This is a genomic window from Bacillus sp. A015 (genome assembly GCF_053851875.1).
The window spans coordinates 1-21,954 of sequence record NZ_JBSPZB010000003.1 but is presented as its reverse complement, the minus strand read 5'-3'; the positions used below and the strand labels follow the sequence as shown (position 1 = coordinate 21,954).

Below are 21,954 nucleotides of genomic sequence, written 5' to 3'. Positions count from 1 at the left end.
CCAAATCTCCTCTCACAGTCAAAGCCTTATGAATTTTGAAGTTCTTCTATTTCTTGGTCATTCAGCTTTTCACGCCAGATGGTTGCACCCAAGCCTTCAAGCTTCTCCTCAAGCAAACTATATCCTCTGTCTATATGTTCAAGCCCTGTGATTTCGGTCACACCGTCTGCCATTAACCCTGCGACAACGAGACAGGCACCTGCACGCAGATCACTTGCTTTTACCTTTGCTCCTTGAAGCTGCGTTTGTCCGGTAATAATAGCAGACCTTCCTTCCACCTTCATGTTTGCACCCATTCGACGCAATTCGTCAATGTGCTTAAAGCGGGCAGAGTAGATCGTATCTGTGACCACACTCGTGCCTTTCGCTTTTGTTAACAAGGCCGTCATCGGCTGCTGAAGATCAGTCGGAAAGCCCGGATACACAAGGGTTTTGATATCGACAGGCTTGAGTCCTTCGTTTCTGCCAACGATCAGCATCTGATCGTTGCTCGTTTCAATGGTGAACCCCATTTCTCTAAGTTTCGCCGTAATTGATTCTAAATGAGTTGGGATCACATTATCAAGTACAACTTCATCTCCCATCGCTGCACCAGCAATTAAAAACGTACCTGCTTCTATGCGGTCAGGGATGATGGAGTGCTTACAGCCATGAAGAGATTCTACACCTTCGATTCGAATCACATCAGTACCCGCACCTTTGATTTTGGCTCCCATGCTTGCAAGCAGTGTCGCTACATCAATAATTTCGGGCTCTTTTGCGGCATTTTCAATCACCGTTTTTCCTTCAGCCAGTACAGCTGCCAGCATGATATTGATGGTCGCACCCACACTGACAACATCAAGATAAATACGGGCTCCGACTAATTTTTCAGCACGCAAATAAATGGCACCCTGCTCGTTTGTCACCTCGGCTCCAAGTGCTTCAAAGCCTTTGATATGCTGATCGATCGGTCTAGGTCCTAAGTGACATCCTCCTGGCAAACCGATGACAGCCTGCTTGAACCTGCCTAGCATGGCTCCCATTAAATAATAGGACGCACGCAGCTTCTTCACTTTCCCATTAGGAAGCGGCATGCTGATCATTGCTTTAGGATTGACAACCATTTCACCTTTTTCAAATGTTACCTTCCCGCCAATTTCTTCTAACAGATCTCGTAATGTGTCTATATCTGAAATATGCGGTAGGCCCTCAATGGTTACTGGAGAATCTGCGAGAATCGTGGCAGGAATCAGTGCCACAGCACTATTTTTCGCACCACTAATATGTACGGTCCCGCGTAAGGGGTCACCGCCGGCAATGTTTAACTTTTCCATATTTATCTCCCTTCTTAAAGAAGATCACTGTTGGAGTTATACTGTTTGTGGATGTCGCGCTTTAAAAGGTCTTGTCCAAAATTTAGCCAATATCAAGAGAAAGAATACAGGTTAAACGAAATTTGTCGGAAGAAAAATAATCGAAGCTTTGCGAGGCTGTGATGTTCTCTTCTTTGCACAAAACATTTCTTAGCGTTCTTAAGGAAAACTGCGGCAAACGGAATACGCTCCCGCCTGCCACAATCACTTATTTATTCCAATCTGCTAAAAATTGCTCAATGCCTGCATCCGTTAATGGGTGTTTTGTCAGCTGCTTGATGACTTTCAGCGGCATTGTGCCGATATGAGCACCTCTAATGGCAGCTTCTGTCACATGCTGCGGGTGACGAATGGATGCAGCAATGATTTGTGTATCTAATCCATGAACATCAAAAATGGTTTTCACTTCGCTAATGAGATCAAGACCATTGTGGCCAATGTCATCTAAACGACCGAGGAATGGAGAAACATACGTCGCACCAGCTCTAGCTGCAAGCAGTGCCTGATTTGCATTAAAAATCAATGTGACATTTGTTTTAATACCAAGGTCTGTTAACGCTTTGACAGCTTTAAGGCCGTCCGTTGTCATTGGAACTTTGACAGTGATATTTGGTGCAATGGCAGCAAGCTCTTTTCCTTCTTCAATCATTTCCTCTGCTTTTAAGGAAATGACTTCCGCACTGACAGAACCTGATACGACGTCAGTGATTTCACGAAGGCGATCGTGGAATGATACGTCCTTTTCTTTCGCTACTAAACTAGGGTTTGTTGTGACGCCTGCTAAAATGCCAAGCTCGTGCGCCTCTTTGATGTCTGCAATATTCGCTGTATCTACGAAAAATAACATAACTGTGCCACTCTCCCATCAAAAAATTGTCTGAAATGTAAATTTGATTGCGCTTTCTCAAGATATGGAGAAAACCGCCTGTGACTCAGGCGGCTTTCGGTTCTCATCAAATTATGCTTGGTTAGAAGAACCAAATTCGCGCATTTTGCCGATAACAGTCGCTTTAATTGCGTCACGAGCTGGTCCAAGATATTTACGTGGATCATACTCTTCTGTTTTTGCAGCAAGTGTTTCGCGTACTGCTTTCGCAGAAGCAATTTGGTTTTCAGTGTTTACATTGATTTTTGCTGTACCAAGTGAAATTGAACGCTTGATGTCAGCAGTTGGGATACCTGTTCCGCCGTGAAGAACAAGTGGAAGACCTGTCATTTTACCAATTTCTTCCATTTCAGCGAAACCAAGGTTTGGTTCACCTTTGTATGGACCATGAACTGAACCTAGTGCAGGTGCAAGGCAGTCAATACCAGTACGTTCTACAAGCTCTTGGCATTCTTTTGGATCAGCATAAATAACGCCCTCAGCGATGACGTCGTCTTCTTGTCCACCAACAGTTCCAAGCTCAGCTTCTACAGATACACCGTGGAAATGTGCAAGCTCAACTACTTTCGCAGTTGTTGCTACGTTCTCATCGAATGGGTGGTGAGAAGCGTCGATCATGACAGAAGTAAATCCTGCATGGATTGCTTTTGCACAAGATTCAAAGCTTGAACCGTGATCTAAATGAATCGCAACAGGAACTGTTACATTATATTCTTCGATTAACGCTTTAACCATTGCGACAACTGTTTTGAAGCCGCCCATGTAGCGTCCTGCTCCTTCAGATACTCCTAAAATAACTGGAGATTTCTCTTCTTCAGCAGCTTGTAAAATCGCTTGCGTGAATTCTAAGTTATTTAAGTTAAACTGTCCAACAGCGTAACCTTTTTCCTTTGCGTCTTTCAACATTTCTGTCATTGAAACTAAAGGCATGATGAAAAATCCTCCCTATGTAGCTAATTTGCTTACTAAAAAAAGCTCTCCACCCTAGCATGACCAGAATTTCTCGCCATATGTAAACTTTCAAAGTCAGATCGCTTTCTTCTTCTTATCTAGAATACCAATTATTCGACAAATCGGCAACAGAATGACTCGATTCAATCATTTCCAGCTAGCCATTTGTTTCAAGAGGCAAGTATTCTTTGACTGCATCTCGGATTTCATCAATATCAAATGGTTTAGCGAAGTGCGTCAATGCACCGAGTTCTTTGGATTCTTGAATCATATCTAATTCACCATAAGCTGTCATAATGATCACGCGGATGTCTTCATCAATTAATTTCATCCGTTTTAAAATCTCAATCCCATCCATTCCAGGAATCTTCATATCAAGCAGAACAAGGTTCGGTCTATGGTTTTTCACAATATCTAACGCTTGTAGACCATTAGCTGCTTGGAAGGTTTGATAGCCTTCTTTATGAAACACTTCATTCAATAATATTCTAATACCGTACTGATCATCGACAATTAAAATTTTCTCATTCATCTGTTACACCCCATTGCTTTCATTTTTCGCCATAAAAAGAGCAGTTGTTAAATAATTCTGTTTGATTTTCACATTTCCTTTATTTATAATAGTTTACTTTACGACATTTTCTGAGCATTTTTCCTAATATTCTCTTTATATTCTATTATAAAATGATCTGACCGAAGGAGGAAATGAGTCTTGTTAAAAATTTTCACCACCCAGTTATCAGGTATTTTTTCACGTATTGGAGAAAAGCAGGCAGAAGCGATTGAGGACGGTGCACGCCTTCTTGCTCAAGCCGTCGTCAGTGGACATGCTGTTTATTTCCACGGAAGGAATGAGCTGGCTGCTGTAGCCCTAGAGGCATCCGAAAGCAAGGAGCCATTTCCCGGTGCAAAAGTACTGCCGCTGGATCAAAAGGAGCGCAGCTTACTTCATCCAAGTGACAGGGCTCTGCTTTTTTATTCAGATCCAGAAGATCAGGAGATTCAATCCCTTGTAAAAGAACTGCACACGCAAGGTACGCCCATTGTTGGAGTTGGGCCAGCACAAAAGGAGACGTCAATAATTGAAGAGCATTGCGAAGTCCACATTGATTTCCAGCTCAAGAAACCACTTGTGCCTGCCGAGGATGGAAAAAGGTTCGGCTATCCTGCTTTAATGACCTGCTTATATGTCTACCATGCTTTATCGTTTACTGTGAAAGAAATCGTTGAGGAATATGAATAAAAAAACTGCCGAGAAGATGATATTCTCGGCAGTTTTTTGTTTTATTTTGATTCAGATGCTTGCAGTGAAGCACCAACGAAATCTCTAAATAATGGCTGTGGTCTTGTCGGTCTTGAAATGAATTCTGGGTGGAACTGAGAAGCAAGGAACCAAGGGTGATCCTTCAGCTCAATAATTTCAACAAGGCGTCCGTCTGGGCTTGTACCAGAGAATACAAATCCTGCTGCTTCCATTTTCTGTCTGTATTCGTTATTAAACTCATAACGATGACGGTGGCGTTCGTAGACCACTTCGTCATTGTATGCAGCATATGCTTTCGAGTCTTCATTTAATTTACAAGGGTACAGCCCTAGACGAAGTGTTCCGCCTAGATCATCTACATCCTTCTGTTCTGGAAGAAGGTCGATGATTGGGAATGCTGTTTCTGGATCAATTTCCGCTGAATGAGCTCCCTCAAGGCCTAGTACGTTTCTCGCATATTCAATAGACGCGACTTGCATTCCTAGGCAAATTCCGAAGAATGGTACTTTGTTTTCGCGGGCATATTGTGTTGCAATGATTTTCCCTTCCACTCCGCGGTCTCCGAAGCCTCCAGGAACAATCATGCCGTCTACATCTTGAGCGAGATCAGCTATATTCTCTGCTGTGACTTCCTCTGCATTGATCCATTTGATTTGAACATCAGCATCAAATGCATAGCCAGCATGACGAAGTGATTCAACAACAGAAATGTATGCATCTTGCAGCTCAACATATTTCCCTACAAGTCCAATCGTTACTTGTTTTGAAAGGTTTTGCACTTTGTCGACAAGAGCCTTCCACTCAGTCATGTCCGCATCTTGGCATTCAAGCTTCATGTGCTCACATACAAGCTTGTCTAATCCTTGTTTTTGTAAATCAAGCGGAATGGAGTAAAGGGTGTCTGCATCCTGACATTCGATGACAGCTTTTGTATCAATATCACAGAATAGAGCAATTTTGTCCTTCATGTCTTGTGTCATTGGCATTTCTGTTCTGACAACAATGACGTTTGGCTGAATGCCAAGGCTGCGAAGTTCTTTCACACTATGCTGTGTTGGTTTTGTTTTCAATTCGCCCGCTGCACGGATGTAAGGAACAAGGGTACAATGAATGTACATGACATTTTCACGTCCGATGTCACTCTTCATTTGACGAATCGCTTCAAGGAATGGAAGGGATTCGATATCTCCAACTGTTCCGCCGATTTCTGTAATGACAACATCCGCACCAGTTTCTTTCCCTGCACGGTATACACGGTCTTTGATTTCATTTGTAATGTGGGGAATAACCTGTACTGTACCGCCTAAATAGTCGCCGCGGCGCTCTTTTTTCAAGACAGTAGAGTAGATTTTACCCGTTGTTACGTTGCTGTACTTATTTAAGTTAATATCAATGAAACGCTCGTAGTGACCTAAGTCAAGGTCTGTTTCAGCACCGTCATCTGTAACAAATACTTCACCGTGCTGGTATGGACTCATTGTCCCAGGGTCTACATTTATATATGGATCGAATTTTTGAATGGTGACATCCATCCCTCTGTTTTTTAGAAGGCGGCCTAACGATGCAGCCGTGATCCCTTTTCCAAGTGAGGAAACAACTCCTCCTGTTACAAAAATATACTTTGTCATTTCGTATGCTCCTCTCTTTTTTACCCTTGCATGACTAGACATGCACAGCTTCATCCTTTTTAGAGTGTATCCCTAAATCTCTTGAAAAATAAGAAAGCTCCCTTTCAAATAAATGAAAGGGAGCGTAAATGAACGTATCTTTACGTACTCTTTTTAGAGAGCCCAAAATACATACTACATAGTTCGCTCTCGAAAGTCAAGACGGTTTTGTCCTGTTTTAAGGACCGGTTTGAGAGGGTTATTTGCCTTCCTTTTCCTCGTCTAAATCGTCTTCATCAATCTCCGTTAAGCCGTCATCATCTTCGTCATCATCTTCGTCGAAGTCTTCTAGATCTTCATCAACTTCTTCTTCATCTAAGTCGAGATCATCGTCGTCTTCAACAAGATCAAGATCTTCTTCAAGCTCTTCGATTTCTTCTTCCTCTTCAATCTCATCGAAGTCTTCTTCAACGACAGCTGCTTTTGTTTTTTTCTTTTTCGCTTTTGTTTTCACAGCTGGCTGAACTTCTTCTTCGATTTGATCAACTGGATACCAGCTGCGAAGTCCCCATCTCTGATCACCTAACGAAATAAAGCGACCATCTATATTTAAGTCTGTATAAAATTGGGCAAGTCGATCATCTAGATCAGATTTTTGTATCCCTTGCAAACGGATCATTTCATCTATTAACTCGGAAAACGTAATCGGTGTTTTGCTGTCTCTGAAAATTTCATAAGCAAGTTCAACTAAAGACATTTGTTTGAGCTGTTCCTGTGAGTATTCTTTCAAACTCAAGGTCAGACACTCCCTTTCTATTACATGTATGTATCCATTTATCAGTGAAATAATAAGTATTTATACCTTATTCTTACGACAAACCATACCTCTCATTATAAACAAATTAGGGGAGTTTATGCCACCTTTATTGATGTTAAATTTTGATTTTTTCTCACGGGGAGCACCTAGAGGTTCATCATCTGCGTTAAATTGGACTGGTTCTTGTGTGCGGCATGCTTTTTGTATGCGTCCTTCAAATAGAAAAAATCGAAACAGTCAGAGGCGTTATTGATGAATGAATACAATGACTGTACAGACAATGGCACCTGGTCGGCTATCGATCGGACGAAGTGATTATCATTTTTTTATAAAGCTTATAAAAAGGTACACGTAAACGGGTTTAAGTCTACGTGTACCCTTAATGAAAAAACTTGTTTTAAAACCTTTTTTCTTTGATGACCTTGTCTTCATTTTGTGCGAATACCGTTGCCTCTTTTTCGCAAGCTTTGTTTATCTTGAAAATCAACTATACATCTTATTTCTTCACTTGAAAGTTCATGCTTTACTTATCATTCATTACAGTACAGCAACTATTTCTTTTCCTAAAGAAATTAAAGCATCAATAATAAATGGTGCCGCAAAGAGAATCGATGCTTTCCAGTTCGCTTTTTTGTACTGGAAAAAGATCAAAATGAGAATCGATCCTATAAGTGCTGTGAAGATGTACAACCATAAGCTATGTACTTGCAAAATCCCCATACATATTACATTAATAAACATAATGAGAATCTTAGGAATCAGAGCATAAAACAAATGACTCTTAACCTCAGGAGCAAAGATCATTAATAAGAATTTACCGATTAGATACTGTACTAAGAGGCTTATTGTTGTTAAAGTTGTGGTGATTACAACAATTAGATTCAACATCGTTTCATAGGAGATATCCTCTAACAAAGCTTTCAAATCATCTAGTTTTGAAATGTAGCCATTCAACTCAATAGCAAAAGTGACAAAATAATAATTGGCCAGAATAAAAATGACCAATGATATCAGTGATGTTATTCTTGGACGTTGTTCCATAATAGCCTCCCATCCCCTATACTCATAATGCTTGAATGATCGTTTAAGCGTTTATTGACCATGCTATGGGAAACATATATGATGGTTGCTATTTTTTTGATAGAAAGATTCACTAACCTTTCAGATAGCATATCTATACTTTCTGAATCTAGAGATGACATGGTTTCATCAATTAGTATTGTTTCCCAATCTTTTACGAATACTAAAGATAACCCTACCTTCGCTTTCATACCCGTGGATGCTCTACTATACGAACCATCTAGGTTACCATCAAAAAAATCATTCACATTACACATTTGTTCTTCAGTCGGTGCAATATTAAACGTATTCCACAGAATCTCTAGGTTTTCTCTAATTGTAAATGGGTGAATACCAATAGGGTCCACATTTAAATAAAGAGTCGATTCTTTGTTTGTCTCAATATCTCCAGAGTATCTCTTATCTAAACCAGCTATCATTTTAAGGAGAGTACTTTTACCTGCACCATTTCGTCCCACTAAATGAAAGAGACCTGATGGAATTGAAAAATTCACTTTATCTAGTATCATATTGTTTTTGAATTTCTTCGTACATTCTACAAATTCTAATCCCACTTGAATCCCCTTCTCTGTAGTATTCTTCAATAAAAGCAACTATTATTGATAATGATAGAAAATAATAAGGAATCATACCCTTCAATAAAAGCAGCTATTATTAGGATGACTAACGATAGTAGATAATAAGGAATCATTTTTTTCATGACACCTAAAGCAGCTTTAATTGATTTCGTATAAATTAATGTGAAAAGCACATACTGGCTTATTCCTTGATACAGCAACATATTTGGAAATTCTAATAACCCATGAGGAATTAATTTATCTAAAGCTTCTTGTGCTCCTAGCGTTCTAAAACCCATCGTAATGACGAAGGACGAACCTCCAAAATCCATTATTTGAAATAACGGCGACAATAAAAACCCCAGTAGATACATTGCAAAGTTCGTTAAGTTATGAGTCAGGACTACAGACATAAAATCCTGGCCCGAAGTTGGCGGTGCTGCTTCAAATAAATCTTTGTTGACTATGTTCCCAAGATAAATCCCTGTACCTATCAGTAATATACAGTAGATAGAATAGTACCACAGAAAATATTTCAATCTTTTATGTATCATTTTCCTCCTCTTTTCATGAAGTAATAGTGAAAATTGTAATGCATATTAGTAATAAAATCGGCAAGGAGAGTTTCAGTAACTTATGTTCATAATCGCTGATTAATAGTTCTGTTTTTCTGAAATATACGACCCCAATAAAGGTTATAATAGGAATCGATAAAGTATTTTTAAGAATGATTGAGATATCGGAAGTGTTTATCATTACTCCGACGATTCCACACATGCTTACAAAAATCAGCACAAGACATAGTAAATAAATCGTGCTGGATTTAAACCTCTCATATGGACTTACAATCAAAGAGGCTTGCAACGTCTCGACTCTTGCCTTATCAAGCATGATCTCTTCCTTTTTTGACCCTATTAAGATTTCTAAGATCGTTATAAAGTTTATATAGACTAGAATTAGCGCAGGCAGGTTTTCTACTTTTGTTAAAAGAGATTGAGCAAAATAAGTAAGCACTGAAGCTAAGGTACCTATTAAGACTATTAATATTTTATTGCTCTTTATATAAGACAAAAATAGATAAAGAATACTTCCAGATCTATATTTCTTATTAGCACTTTTTAAAAATGAAAGTCCAGTTGTCGGCGGTATACTATGCGAATTACTTATGTAAATATAAATAAGAAGAGATTGTACTATCTGCAGTATAATAACTGCTTCAAAAAAGGACATTATCATATACCAAAATTGTAACAAAAGGAGTATTCTGTTCATGATATTGAATAGACCAGACAATAATTGAGATGCAAAGGAAAGTATTATAACAACAATTGATAGTATAATAATTAAATATTGCTTTTCTACTAACAAAAAAGTTGAAGAGATTAAACAAGCAAGAAATAATTGAACTGCATATCCTTTTTTAATAGTAAAGAATAAATGTTTCAACAACAATTGTTTAGAGATAAAGACCAAGCCTGGTTGTTGTCTTCTGTATGGTAATACACAACGATTGATATTTGCTGTAGCCACAATATATATTGAAATAAAAATAAAGCTGTTCAGGTAAGAGCTGGGAATCACACCGCGATAGAAAATAATCGCTACCATAACAATAAAAGAAAAAAGAATCATCCCAATATAATTGAGGTACCCCATTATACTTCGATCATACATTTTAAATAGCTCTAGTTTGTACATAAGTCACTTTAACAAGCAGCAGCTTTGGCTTTTCCTTGTTTTTTAAGTTCAGCCAAAATACCCGCATTCCCTTTACTAACACCAAAGTTTGCTGCAATTAAAGAACCTCTACCAACAATAAAAGATGCCATTGTAACTGCTAATGACACTAGTGAGAATAAACAATTTTTTTTTGCTTTTATCATAAAGAAATACCTCCTAATTAATGTTTATAATAATCCATAATGGGCATAAAACGTTAAATTAGTTTTAAAGTCGCCGTTTATTGACACCGTTTCACCATACAATCTCAGAAAAAATCATCTCAATAAAGATTGAGATGATTTTTTTTGAGATTAAAAAGCAGCAGCTTTAGCTTTTCCTTTTTTCTTAAGGATAGCCAAAATAGTAGCAGCTACACCTGCACTAATTGTTCCTACACCAGTGAACATGCCAACGACAGTAATGACAGTTGCTACTGAGGACCAAGTATCTAAGAAATTAACCATTGCAAACGCGGTTCCAGAACTAACACCAAGATTTGCTGCAATTAAAGAACCATTACCAATCACTAAAGCTACTAATGTTACCGCAAGAAGTAACAGCGATAATAAAGCATAAAACTTAGAATCTGTTGCTTTTGTCATAATATGACCTCCTTCTATTATTTACCACTCTTTTAGTCTAACAAGAATTAAATTACATTTCAACATTTTTTGTAAAATATGTAATATTAATTTAAATAGAGGTATTTATAACCAACTATTATCAGGGATTAAGTTCATTTTCCATTTTTACAGGGCACTTATGTAATGGCATAAAATGCTCTGATTCTCTAAAAACTAGTCAAAATTTCTAATAAACACTATCAAAAAATCAATTCGTTCATATTTTTATTGACCTGTCTTAGAGATAGGTAACTTTTATCATGACTTAAAAGATGATGGCATTTATATTTATAGGTATGATAAGCTACCTTTATCCTTGAAGTTATTAACGGAATATTATTAATAAAAAACGTTCATCTTTACTAAAGGCAGAGCTAAATTCAATGAATAGCTCTCTCTCATTCTATTCTCTGTAAACTTATTTTGAATTCAAGAGAATTGATGAATTGAATTGGCAGTACATCATACACTTGAATCTTATAAAGACAAGAACCTTATCATTTATTAAAATGCTAATAACCTGATCGAACATGTCAGTATCTTTATACATCGCAGTTCCTATGACATCCTTTGAAAAATTTTAATATATTAGAAAATTCAATAAACTTACTATTCTTCAAAACCCAATATAAGCCCCTGTATACCGATGATAAAAAAGACTTAAATGGGTGGAATCAACTACTTAAAATAAACCAATTTCTCGATTTCAAAAAAATCGAAACACTCATATTGAGCTGTCTCGACTTCGGTTGATACTAGAATAAATGTACTTAATTAAAGGCTTTATTTTCGAAGGTGTTATTCTTGTATTAAACATCTCACTGGTCATCTCTGCAATTTCTTTAAATCAAGATATTCGGACAAATAAAATCTTTTCTTCATTTATATAGTTTGAATAATATTTATCATTTTAGAAATCCATTCTCTTTTAGAATGAAGCTAAATCCTGATATTTCCGCAAAATTGAAAACACTTTCGGCATTTATTTACTAATGATTAATTTTATATATCTCAAGCATTGAGATTTGCTTTAATTATGTGATGTCTAAGAGATGATTGCCTCAGTTTTACTTATAATATATAATATGCTTAAAAATTAATTGATGAAAACTTTATAGCTATACACTTTTATACTCTATCTTAATCTAAAGTTTCTGAAATAATGAGATTACTACAGCTATGGTCAATACAATTCCTGCAAACATTAATACAATTAATTTTCTATTACTGTTTTCTTTTTGATCATTGTCTTTTTTTGAAGTCTTCGAAAGTTCTGCGGAAACCAGAATCCATATAACCATGGTTACGATTCCTAAGGTGGTAGCAGTGCTCATAATAACCTCCCATATTTATATTTCTTCAATTTTAACATAATCCCATGATAAGATGGATCGATACTGGAAATTCTCTTAAATTAAGGGGAAATTAACTATTACCTTTTATGCATATTTACCTATTTCTTTATTATCGTCTAATACTTTAGTAAGTTTGTTGCCAGTTCATATGTATCAATACTCTCTACATCATCGGTGACAGGTCACTATTAAGTTAAAGCTGTTATACTGCTGACACAATCCTTTTTCCACCACTAAAAAAACTTTAGATTTTGCTACTGATTTAAAATTTTAAAGCTGATTGAACCGCACTAAAACAGACCACCTCACGTTCAGGTGGTCTTTGCTTTTTCTACTTATCTAGCAGTTTCCGCGAAATGACCAGCCGCTGGATTTCCTGTGTTCCTTCGTAAATTTGAGTGATTTTCGCATCACGCATGTATCGTTCGACTGGGTAATCCTTTGTATAGCCGTATCCGCCGAAGATTTGAACGGCTTCTGTCGTCACCTTCATGGCTGTATCACCGGCAAAGAGCTTGGACATGGCTGATTCCTTTCCATACGGAAGCCCTTTCGTTTCAAGCCATGCTGCCTGATAGGTGAGCAGCCTTGAGGCTTCAATCGCTGTCGCCATATCGGCTAGCTTAAAAGCGATCCCTTGCTGCTGAATGATTGGTTTTCCAAATTGCTTGCGCTCCTTTGCATAATTGACCGCCGCATCAAGAGCGCCTTGGGCGATCCCAACAGCCTGTGCAGCAATGCCGTTTCTGCCGCCATCGAGCGTCATCATGGCTATTTTAAACCCTTCTCCTTCTTTGCCGAGCCGGTTCCTTTCATGAATGCGACAATCTTCAAAGATGATTTCAGTTGTTGGCGATGAGCGTATGCCCAGCTTGCTTTCTTTTTTACCTATCGAGAAGCCCGGTGTCTCTTTTTCTATAATAAAAGCGGTTGTATTTCGAGATGCAGCTTCTTGGTCTGTCACGGCAAACACAATATAATAATCCGCAATGCCTCCATTTGTAATAAAGATTTTCGCACCGTTCAGGACGTATTCACTACCCGCTTTCACTGCTGTTGTCTTCATTCCGCCGGCATCAGAACCGGAGCCGTTTTCAGTGAGAGCGTATGCTCCTATCTTCTGTCCCTCTGCAAGCGGCTTTAAATAGGTCTCTTTTTGCTCATCTGTCCCAAATGTATAGATTGGCCATGAGGCGAGAGATGTATGGGCAGACAGGGTAACGCCAGTAGAGGCGCACACTCTTGAGAGCTCCTCAACCGCTATGACATAGGCTAAATAGTCACTGCCGATCCCGCCAACCTCTTCCGGCCAAGGTATGCCCGTTAAACCGAGTTCCGCCATTTGGCGAAAAATAGCTGGATCATAGGTTTCTGTCTCATCTCGCTCTGCTGCTGTTGGCTCCACTTCATTTCTCGCAAAATCTCTCACCATTTTTTGTATCATTTCATGTTCGTCACTTAATTGGAACTGCATCATGAGCCACCTCATTTCATATTAGCTGTTTACAAATGACCAGCCTTTGAATTTCACTTGTTCCTTCATAGATTTCACAAATTTTCGCATCACGAAAATAGCGTTCTGCGTGATATCGATTGGTATAACCGTCCATGCCTAGCAAATGGATCGCTTCTGTACTGATCTCAACCGCCGTTTTTGAAGCAAATAACTTCGCCATCGACGCTTCCTTTGTGACCGGGCGATTTGCCTCTTTATAAGAAGCTGCTTGATAGACGAGCAGCTTGGCCGCTTCAAGCTTCGCCGCCAAATCGCCTAGCCGAATGGTCGTTTCAAGACCAGCTGGATGCTGCTTTAAATAAGTCACTGCCTCCGTTAATGCGGCTTCTGCAATACCAAGGCTTTGGGCCGCGATACCGATTCTCCCCGCATTTAAGCTAGACATGGCCATTCGGAAGCCCTCTCCTTCTGCACCGAGCAGCTGCCCCTTCGGAATTCGCACGCCATCAAAATGAAGCGTCACTGTTTTTGATCCGTGCAGCCCCATCTTCTTCTCATCTTTTCCGATCGTAAACCCCGGTGTATCTTTTTCGACAATGAACGCCGATATATTTTTTTTAGCAGAAGCGGGATCTGTCACTGCAAATACAAGATACAATTCTGCTTCCCCGCCGCTTGTGATAAAAATTTTCGTTCCATTTAACTCATAGTGGTCGTCTACCCGCTCTGCTCTAAGCTGAATACTAGAAGCATCTGAGCCAGCTGTTGGTTCAGTCAGGCAAAAGGCTCCCAGCTTCTGCCCGGACGCAAGCAGCGGAACATAGGATTCTTTTTGCTCGGTCGTACCAAAAGCCAAAATAGGCATCGTCACAACAGATGTATGAACGGACACAATGACACCGATGGTTGCACTCACTTTCGACAATTCATGAATCGCGATGATATACGTTGTAAAATCTGCCCCTAATCCTTGATACGCAGCTGGTATCGGAAGCCCTAGAAAGCCTTGCCGTCCCATCTCAGCTAAAAGTGTGCTTGGAAACTGGCCTTGTTCCATGGCTTCTACTTCAGGGAATACATGCTGGCGTGCAAATGAGGACACTTGTTCTCTCCAGAGACGCTGTTTTTCCGTTAGCAAAACATCCATCTTGACTCCCCCTATGAGTGGTCGTGGTATGTGTAAAAACCTCTCTTTGTCTTTCTGCCAAGCCAGCCTGCGCTTACGTATTTTTTCAAAAGAGGACAAGGTCGATATTTGCTATCTCCAAGACCCTCGTGAAGGGTATTCATAATAAATAAACATGTATCCAGTCCGATTAAATCAGCGAGACGAAGCGGACCCATTGGGTGATTCATTCCAAGTGTCATGACGCTGTCAATGCTTTCTGCATCTGCCACGCCTTCATAAAGGGTATAAATGGCTTCATTGATCATCGGCATCAATATACGATTTGAGACAAACCCCGGGAAGTCTTCCACTTCAATTGGGGTTTTGTTTAATTTCTTCGCTGTTTCAAAAACGATTTGATACGTTTCGTCATTCGTTTGCAGGGCACGGATGACCTCAACCAGTTTCATCACAGGAACCGGATTCATAAAATGCATGCCAATGACCTGCTCTGGCCTTGTCGTAACGGCTGCTAATTCTGTGATCGATAAGGAAGACGTATTTGTCGCAAATATCGTCTTCACCTCTGCAAATTGATCGAGGGTTTTAAAGATTTGTTTCTTAACACTCATTTGTTCAGATGCCGCTTCAACCACCAAATGAGCCTGCTGTACGTCCTTTAAATCTGTTGAGATGGCAAGCCGCTGCGTAATATCACGGACTGCCTGATGTGCCAGCTTTCCTTTTTCCGCTCGTTTCGTCAGCTGTTTGGTCATGGAGGAAATCGCTCTATGAATCTGCTCTTCTTGTGCATCATGGAGCAGGACTGTGTAGCCTGACTGAGCAAATACTTGGGCAATGCCTGATCCCATTTGACCAGCCCCGACGACCATGACGGTCTCTTCTGTACGCATGACAATAAACGCCTCCCTTTTAATCCACCTTGATCATGATGGCATCTCCTTGACCGCCCCCACTGCAAATCGCCGCGATGCCAATGCCGCCGCCTCTTTGTCTGAGTGCATGAATCAAGGTCAGTATGATACGTGTTCCGCTTGCCCCAATCGGGTGACCGAGCGCGACTGCTCCTCCGTTGATATTCATTTTCCGCCGGTCCAGCCCGAGTATTTTTTCGCATGCCAGAGCCACTGCTGAAAAAGCCTCATTGATTTCAAACAAATCGATATCCTCTACACGCTTTCCTGTTTTCTGTAACATTTTTTCGATCGCAAAGGCTGGTGTTTTTGGAAAGTCCTTTGCCTCTACTGCTACCTGTGTATGTCCAAGCACGACAGCCATTGGCTTTTCGCCATGCTGCTTAGCATATGTGTCTTTCATTAGAAGAAGCGCACTTGCTCCGTCATTGACACCTGGTGCGTTCCCAGCAGTGATGGTACCGGTCTGATCAAAAACAGGCATGAGCTTTGATAACCTTTCATATGACGTATCACGCCGCGGGGATTCATCTTCTGTGATCAGCTGATCTCCTTTTTTCGTCTTGACGGTGACTGGGGTGATTTCATTTTTAAAAAAGCCGTTTTTTTGAGCTTCAATGGCTCGTTCATGGCTTCTTAGCGCCCAAAGGTCCTGCTCTTCTCGCGTGATGCCGAGCTCCTTCGCTGCCATGCTTCCATACCCGCCCATATGAACACCTGTAAACGAACAGGTTAATCCATCTAAAATCATCGCATCTTGTACCGCGCCATCTCCCATTTTGTAGCCCCATCGCGCTTTTTTTAGAAGATAAGGGGCATGAGACATGGATTCCATACCACCCGCCACGATGACCTCCGCATCACCTGCTCGAATGATTTGATCTGCTGTGCTGACACTGCGCATTCCAGAAGCACAGACTTTATTGATGGTTTGCGTCGGAACCGACCATGGAAGATCAGCATATCTAGCTGCTTGCCTAGAAGGGATCTGACCTTGTCCTCCTTGAAGGACACTTCCCATGATGACCTCATCCACCTCATGAGAACTTGAGGCTCTTTCCAGCGCAGCCTTGATCGCCATTCCGCCTAATTCTGCGGCAGTTAAACCACTTAAAGATCCGCCCAGTTTTCCAAATGATGTTCTCGCTCCAGATACAATGACTGTCGTGCTCATGTATTTCCCCTCCTGTTTGTTACCGCTTACATATTGTCCAGGCAGCTGATGAACAGCGCCATGCTTAGGCCGATGAACATCATATTCATCGGCCTGCCACTCTACGAAGCCTGCGTTTTAGCCTCTCCAAACACTGATTTTTCAAGAAGTTCTGCGACGTCAAATGTGCCGACCTGCTCCTCTACTTCTTTCGCTTTTGTTCCGTCTCCCAGCATGGTTAAACAATAAGGACATCCTGAGCTGATGATGGATGGCTGCACCTGTAAGGCCTGCTCCGTTCGTGCTGTGTTAATCCGAGTACCTGTCTCTTCTTCCATCCACATTAAGCCTCCGCCTGCACCGCAGCACATACCGGTTTCACGATTGCGCTCCATTTCTTTCAGCGTCACACCAGGAATGGCTTTTAAAATGTCTCTTGGCGGGTCATACACCTCGTTATATCTGCCCAGATAGCAAGAATCGTGGAAGGTAATCACCTCGTTCACTTCATGTACAGGTGTTATTTTCCCTTCTTTCACTAGCTCTGCCAGTAATTCTGTATGATGGTATACTTCTACCTCAAGCCCGAAGTCTGGGTATTCATTTTTAAATAAATTGTAGGCGTGTGGATCAATCGTGACGATCTTTGTCACGCCGTTTTTCTGAAATTCTTCAATGTTCTTTGTGGCAAGCTCTTGGAATAAAAATTCGTTCCCGAGTCTTCTTGGTGTATCGCCTGAGTTCTTCTCTTTATTGCCTAGGATGGCAAAGGAGACACCTGCTTCATTGAGCAGTTTTGCAAAGGCAAGCGCAATCTTTTGACTTCTATTGTCATATGCTCCCATTGAACCAACCCAGAATAAATAATCAAAGGTCTGATCTGCTTTTTTCAGCTCTTTCACTGTCGGCACATGCACATCTTCTCTAAGTTCACGCCAATTTTCTCTTTCTTTCCGGTTCAATCCCCATGGGTTCCCTTGGCGCTCAATGCTTGTCATGGCACGCTGTGCATCTGCATCCATTTTTCCTTCTGTCAGTACGAGATATCTGCGCATATCAATAATTTTGTCGACGTGTTCATTCATGACAGGGCATTGATCTTCACAGTTTCGGCAAGTCGTACATGCCCAGATTTCTTCTTCCGTAATGACCTCACCAATGAGAGATGGATGATACATGGTGCTGGCAGCTGATTCTTCCGCTCCAGCTCCTCTCGCCTGCATCGCCAGCTGATTCCCTGTTGTCTGCTTGAAGGCAAGCTGCGGGACCCACGGTGTCTTTGATGTAATAGCAGCCCCTTTATTTGTTAAATGATCCCTTAACCTTAAAATCAAATCCATTGGAGAAAGCATCTTCCCTGTCCCTGTTGCCGGGCACATATTTGTACAGCGCCCACATTCCACACAGGCGTAAAGATCGATCAGCTGAGACTGACGGAAATCTTCCATTTTCCCAACACCGAAGGTCTCTTGTGTCTCATCTTCAAAATCAATTTTTTGCAGCTTGCCTGGCGGGTCCAATCTGCTGACAAATACATTCACCGGTCCTGCAATAAGATGAGCATGCTTAGACTGCGGAACGTACACTAAGAACGTCAGTAAAATGAGAAGATGCACCCACCATGCGACATAAAAAACAATTGTTGCCGCAAGAGGCGAGAGCCCGCCCAGCAAGAAAGCAATGCCCGAAGCTATTGGCTCAGTTGGTGATAGGGCGTGTCCATGCCAGATGATGTTCATGCCGTTCCCTAATAATACTGTCAGCATCAAGCCGCCAATAAACAGCAGCACAAGACCTGATTTAAAGCCTCTTTTTAAACGGACAAGCTTCTCCACATATCTTCTATGGAAAGCCCAAACAACCGCCACTAAAATCAGAAGTGTGACGACCTCTTGGAAGAACGTAAAGACGCCGTACAGCGGACCTAACGGGAGCCCGCTATCTGGGACAAGTCCCTTCATAATAAAATCAAGGGCTCCGAACTGAACAAGAATAAATCCATAGAAAAACAGCACATGAATGATGCCGCTCTTCTTATCCTTTAACAGCTTCTTTTGCCCAAACACATTGACCCATACACGCTCTAAACGCTTCTTCATGTCCTGTTGAAACTCTTCTTTTTTACCAAGACGAATATACGCCGCTCGTGTTCGAATGAGATAAATAAACAAATACACAGCGTAAGCGGTCACCGCCGCAAATGCGATCAAGTTCATCATTAAAAGGCTATTCATCTTGCTCCCCCTTTCATTCCCCACAACCCACTTTGTTCCGTTTCCATGTTGTACCTCTATCATAAATAATGAATGAGTATTCAGTCAATATTTTTTGTGCGTTTGGGTACACTATTGAAATATGCAAAAAAAGGAGGACCCTTCATGATCGCATTGATCATCCTACTCGTACTTATCACAATCGTACTACTCGTGATTTTGGACCTTTATATGGCAAAGAAATATTTTTCTACCCATGCTTTCGAACGGACTTTTGACCAGACAAGTGGCGATGCAGCCTTTTATCATGATGGCGAACCAATTTTTGATCAGCTGCTCACTGATATTCAGCAGGCCTCTTCTTCTATTCATATGATGTTCTTTATTGTAAAGAACGACAAGATTGGGCAAAGGATCTTACAAGCACTTAAAGCCAAAGCAGAGCAAGGCGTTTCGGTCTTTTTGCTCACCGATCGATTAGGCTCCTATCCATTTGATCAAAAGTCGATCGACATGCTCAAAAAAAGCGGCATTCAATTTTATTTTTTAAATAAACCTCGTTTTCCTTTTTTGATTTATCGTTTAAACATGAGAAATCACCGCAAGATTACGGTGATTGATGGGAAGATTGGCTATATTGGCGGGTTTAATATCGGCGATGAATATGTAGGGAAAAACGGCCGGTTTGGCATTTGGAAGGACTATCACCTGCGAATGACAGGACAGGTTGTCGCAGACCTCCAGCATGTGTTCCTCAATGATTTGTACCGAGCATCAGGCATACATCAGCTGCAATACGAGGTTTTCCCTGCATTGGAACCGGGAACATTACAATGCACTACACGTGCGACTGCTGGCTTTTCTTTAGAAGCTTTATTTCTCCATGATATTCAGCAGGCTAGGCAGCAGATCACCATCTGTACGCCTTATTTTATTCCATCAGCCCCTCTTCTCAAGGCCCTGCTTGAGGCACGGAAGCGAGGCGTCACTGTCGAAATCATCATCCCCATGAAGGCGGATCATCCTTTTGTGAAAGAAGCTGGATTTCATTATTTGAAGGATCTGATTGCCTCTGGCTGCCTTGTGTATCGTTTTTATAAAGGGTTTTATCATTCGAAAGCGATTCTCATTGATCACAGTCGGTGCATCATCAGTACGGCGAATTTTGATAAACGGAGCTTGTTTTTAAACGAGGAAATAGATGTCGCCATTGATGATGAAGTCTTTACTGCACACGTGGAGGAAAAGATTCGTGAACACATTGAAGTGTCTGAGCTCATGACAGAAGAGAAATTTAAACAGCGCCCACTTTTCACACGGCCGCTTGAGTGGGTAGGCGCCATGTTCTCGTATTTTTTATAAAGGAGATGACATATGCGTTATCGATTTGGTTATGTTTCCAATGCCGTCACCCTGTGGGAAGCTTCTCCTGCCAAGTCGCTGACCTTTGCAAGATACAGCAAGCTCTCAAAGGAAGAAAGAGAAGAGGCTTTATTGCGAACTACGAAGGCCAATCTCGTGAATACATTAAGAACACTTTATTTTGCGATTGCTCATGACATTCCGCTTTACCGTTTTTCCAGCTCGATTGTTCCGCTGGCAACCCATCCCGAGGTTCGCTGGGACTTTGTGACACCCTTTCGCAAGGAATTCCTTGAGATTGGCGAGTTGGTCAAACGGCACGGGTTACGAGTGAGCTTTCACCCCAATCAATTTACCTTGTTTACAAGCCCAAAGCCCTCAATTACAGAGAATGCCGTGATTGATATGACGTATCATTATCAGATGCTTGAGGCGATGAAGCTCGAAAAGGAAGGCTATATGAATATTCATGCAGGCGGTGCATATGGAGATAAGGCATCGGCACTTCACCGCTTTGATGAAAATATAAAACAGCTTCCGGCTCATATCAAGGCGAGAATGACTCTTGAGAATGATGACAAAACGTATACGTCGTTAGAAACGCTCGGTGTATGCGAAAAGCACGACATTCCGTTTGTTTTTGATTACCATCATCATGTGGCAAACAAAGATGACGATGACGCGCTTGATGATATCCTGCCAAGAACGTTCGACACCTGGATCAACACTGGCATTCCGCCTAAAATCCATTTGTCCTCACCAAAATCAGAAAAGGCGATACGCAGCCATGCGGATGGAGTGGATATGTCCTTTGTCTTACCGCTTTTTCAAGCATTAAAGCCTTATGGGCGCGATGTAGATTTTATGATTGAGGCAAAGCTAAAGGATCAAGCCCTGCTCCGCCTTGTCGAAGAGCTGTCTGCGATTAGAGGTAATCGGCGAACGGGCGGAGGAACCATCGAGTGGAAATCATAGAGAAAGGTTTACCCCTGTGCAAATAGGGGTAACAAAGCTATTGTGAGAAAGTAATTAACAGGAGGATATGAAGATGTCTCAAATCTATTCAATCCGAATCGCTGCGAAAGCATTGAATTTACATAAGCTTATTTCTCTATATGAAAAGTGCCATCAGGCTCAGCATCGTTTATATGTATATTCTAAAAAAACAATGTGCAACATTAAAAACATCGTAGAGCTTGAAACCTTCAGGCTCACTCATTTAGAGTCAGACTACTTAATTGTGGTAGAGGGAAAAAAGGCACAAGATCTCCTTCAACCATTTGAAAAAGAGAAGGTTTCATGAAAATGAGCAGCCTAGGGGCTGCTCAGATTGTAGAGAAACTCATGTTTTTCTACAATCTTTTTTATTTTTAACGTATGTATGAAGAATGAAATGTATTGAAAAAGGCCTCCCACACACCTAGCCTAGCTTCGCTAGGTGTGTGGCAATCTTCTTCATGTTCTGGCACGCAGCTGTGAGAAGAACTTGCTCACTCACATTCTGTTTTCC

Annotated in this window: 22 protein-coding genes; 4 read left to right on the top strand and 18 right to left on the bottom strand. The window is 40.9% G+C overall.

From position 1 onward, the window contains the following. Positions 1-26 precede the first annotated feature (26 nt). From ACSLGF_RS03370 to ACSLGF_RS03355, 4 genes are all read right to left on the bottom strand, one after another. A complete protein-coding gene (locus ACSLGF_RS03370; RefSeq protein ID WP_099726518.1) occupies positions 27-1,316 on the bottom strand; it encodes a UDP-N-acetylglucosamine 1-carboxyvinyltransferase in 1,290 nt (429 codons plus the stop codon). A gap of 247 nt (positions 1,317-1,563) precedes the next feature. Beyond that, entirely contained in the window at positions 1,564-2,202 is a 639-nt protein-coding gene (gene fsa, locus ACSLGF_RS03365) for a fructose-6-phosphate aldolase (RefSeq protein ID WP_456002575.1), read from the bottom strand. A gap of 111 nt (positions 2,203-2,313) precedes the next feature. Continuing rightward, a complete protein-coding gene (locus ACSLGF_RS03360) occupies positions 2,314-3,171 on the bottom strand; it encodes a class II fructose-bisphosphate aldolase (protein ID WP_034660304.1) in 858 nt (285 codons plus the stop codon). Positions 3,172-3,349: 178 nt separating this feature from the next. Further along, complete coding sequence (locus ACSLGF_RS03355; RefSeq protein WP_003214681.1) at positions 3,350-3,724, bottom strand: response regulator; 375 nt, start codon at positions 3,722-3,724, stop codon at positions 3,350-3,352. Between the two features lie 180 nt (positions 3,725-3,904). Between ACSLGF_RS03355 and ACSLGF_RS03350 the strand changes: the two genes are divergently transcribed. Next, complete coding sequence (locus ACSLGF_RS03350; RefSeq protein ID WP_456002572.1) at positions 3,905-4,435, top strand: DUF2529 domain-containing protein; 531 nt, start codon at positions 3,905-3,907, stop codon at positions 4,433-4,435. A 41-nt stretch (positions 4,436-4,476) separates the two neighbouring features. Here the strand turns inward: ACSLGF_RS03350 and ACSLGF_RS03345 are convergent, their stop codons facing one another. The 14 genes from ACSLGF_RS03345 to ACSLGF_RS03280 all read right to left on the bottom strand — a co-directional run bounded on the left by ACSLGF_RS03345 (position 4,477) and on the right by ACSLGF_RS03280 (position 19,103). Beyond that, the gene (locus ACSLGF_RS03345) at positions 4,477-6,084 is read right to left on the bottom strand and encodes a CTP synthase (protein WP_456002569.1); all 1,608 of its coding nucleotides are present in this window, start codon (positions 6,082-6,084) and stop codon (positions 4,477-4,479) included. A gap of 238 nt (positions 6,085-6,322) precedes the next feature. Then, positions 6,323-6,859, bottom strand: a complete 537-nt coding sequence (rpoE, locus tag ACSLGF_RS03340; protein ID WP_456002566.1) for a DNA-directed RNA polymerase subunit delta — start codon at positions 6,857-6,859, stop codon at positions 6,323-6,325. A gap of 558 nt (positions 6,860-7,417) precedes the next feature. Next, positions 7,418-7,921, bottom strand: coding sequence for a hypothetical protein (locus ACSLGF_RS03335; protein WP_456002563.1), 504 nt, complete (start codon positions 7,919-7,921; stop codon positions 7,418-7,420). Continuing rightward, the gene (locus ACSLGF_RS03330) at positions 7,900-8,514 is read right to left on the bottom strand and encodes an ATP-binding cassette domain-containing protein (protein WP_456002560.1); all 615 of its coding nucleotides are present in this window, start codon (positions 8,512-8,514) and stop codon (positions 7,900-7,902) included. The genes ACSLGF_RS03335 and ACSLGF_RS03330 overlap by 22 nt, the downstream gene beginning before the upstream one ends. Positions 8,515-8,540: 26 nt before the next feature. Further along, on the bottom strand, positions 8,541-9,071 hold the full coding sequence (locus ACSLGF_RS03325) for a stage II sporulation protein M (protein WP_456002557.1): 531 nt from the start codon (positions 9,069-9,071) through the stop codon (positions 8,541-8,543). A 13-nt stretch (positions 9,072-9,084) separates the two neighbouring features. After that, a complete protein-coding gene (locus ACSLGF_RS03320; RefSeq protein WP_456002554.1) occupies positions 9,085-10,191 on the bottom strand; it encodes a hypothetical protein in 1,107 nt (368 codons plus the stop codon). Positions 10,192-10,223: 32 nt separating this feature from the next. After that, complete coding sequence (locus tag ACSLGF_RS03315; protein ID WP_456002551.1) at positions 10,224-10,400, bottom strand: hypothetical protein; 177 nt, start codon at positions 10,398-10,400, stop codon at positions 10,224-10,226. A 150-nt stretch (positions 10,401-10,550) separates the two neighbouring features. After that, positions 10,551-10,841, bottom strand: a complete 291-nt coding sequence (locus ACSLGF_RS03310; RefSeq protein WP_256499084.1) for an uberolysin/carnocyclin family circular bacteriocin — start codon at positions 10,839-10,841, stop codon at positions 10,551-10,553. 1,166 nt (positions 10,842-12,007) lie between these two features. Next, positions 12,008-12,196: a hypothetical protein gene (locus ACSLGF_RS03305; protein WP_456002548.1), complete on the bottom strand. Its 189-nt coding sequence runs from the start codon at positions 12,194-12,196 to the stop codon at positions 12,008-12,010. A 352-nt stretch (positions 12,197-12,548) separates the two neighbouring features. After that, positions 12,549-13,691 carry an acyl-CoA dehydrogenase gene (locus ACSLGF_RS03300; protein ID WP_456002545.1) on the bottom strand — a complete coding sequence of 381 codons (1,143 nt, stop codon included), beginning with the start codon at positions 13,689-13,691 and terminating at the stop codon, positions 12,549-12,551. Between the two features lie 16 nt (positions 13,692-13,707). Beyond that, the gene (locus ACSLGF_RS03295) at positions 13,708-14,820 is read right to left on the bottom strand and encodes an acyl-CoA dehydrogenase family protein (RefSeq protein WP_456002542.1); all 1,113 of its coding nucleotides are present in this window, start codon (positions 14,818-14,820) and stop codon (positions 13,708-13,710) included. Positions 14,821-14,831: 11 nt separating this feature from the next. Next, positions 14,832-15,695 (bottom strand): 3-hydroxybutyryl-CoA dehydrogenase, encoded by an 864-nt coding sequence (locus ACSLGF_RS03290; protein ID WP_099726527.1) that lies wholly within the window; start codon positions 15,693-15,695, stop codon positions 14,832-14,834. 19 nt (positions 15,696-15,714) lie between these two features. After that, the gene (locus ACSLGF_RS03285; protein ID WP_456002539.1) at positions 15,715-16,890 is read right to left on the bottom strand and encodes an acetyl-CoA C-acetyltransferase; all 1,176 of its coding nucleotides are present in this window, start codon (positions 16,888-16,890) and stop codon (positions 15,715-15,717) included. 101 nt (positions 16,891-16,991) lie between these two features. Then, the gene (locus ACSLGF_RS03280) at positions 16,992-19,103 is read right to left on the bottom strand and encodes a heterodisulfide reductase-related iron-sulfur binding cluster (RefSeq protein ID WP_456002536.1); all 2,112 of its coding nucleotides are present in this window, start codon (positions 19,101-19,103) and stop codon (positions 16,992-16,994) included. Positions 19,104-19,247: 144 nt separating this feature from the next. On the opposite strand from ACSLGF_RS03280, the gene cls reads away from it, so the two are divergent. The 3 genes from cls to ACSLGF_RS03265 all read left to right on the top strand — a co-directional run bounded on the left by cls (position 19,248) and on the right by ACSLGF_RS03265 (position 21,747). Further along, a complete protein-coding gene (gene cls, locus ACSLGF_RS03275; protein ID WP_456002534.1) occupies positions 19,248-20,444 on the top strand; it encodes a cardiolipin synthase in 1,197 nt (398 codons plus the stop codon). 12 nt (positions 20,445-20,456) lie between these two features. Further along, on the top strand, positions 20,457-21,419 hold the full coding sequence (gene uvsE, locus ACSLGF_RS03270) for a UV DNA damage repair endonuclease UvsE (protein WP_456002531.1): 963 nt from the start codon (positions 20,457-20,459) through the stop codon (positions 21,417-21,419). A gap of 73 nt (positions 21,420-21,492) precedes the next feature. Next, entirely contained in the window at positions 21,493-21,747 is a 255-nt protein-coding gene (locus ACSLGF_RS03265) for a general stress protein (RefSeq protein WP_456002528.1), read from the top strand. The last annotated feature ends 207 nt before the right edge of the window (positions 21,748-21,954 follow it).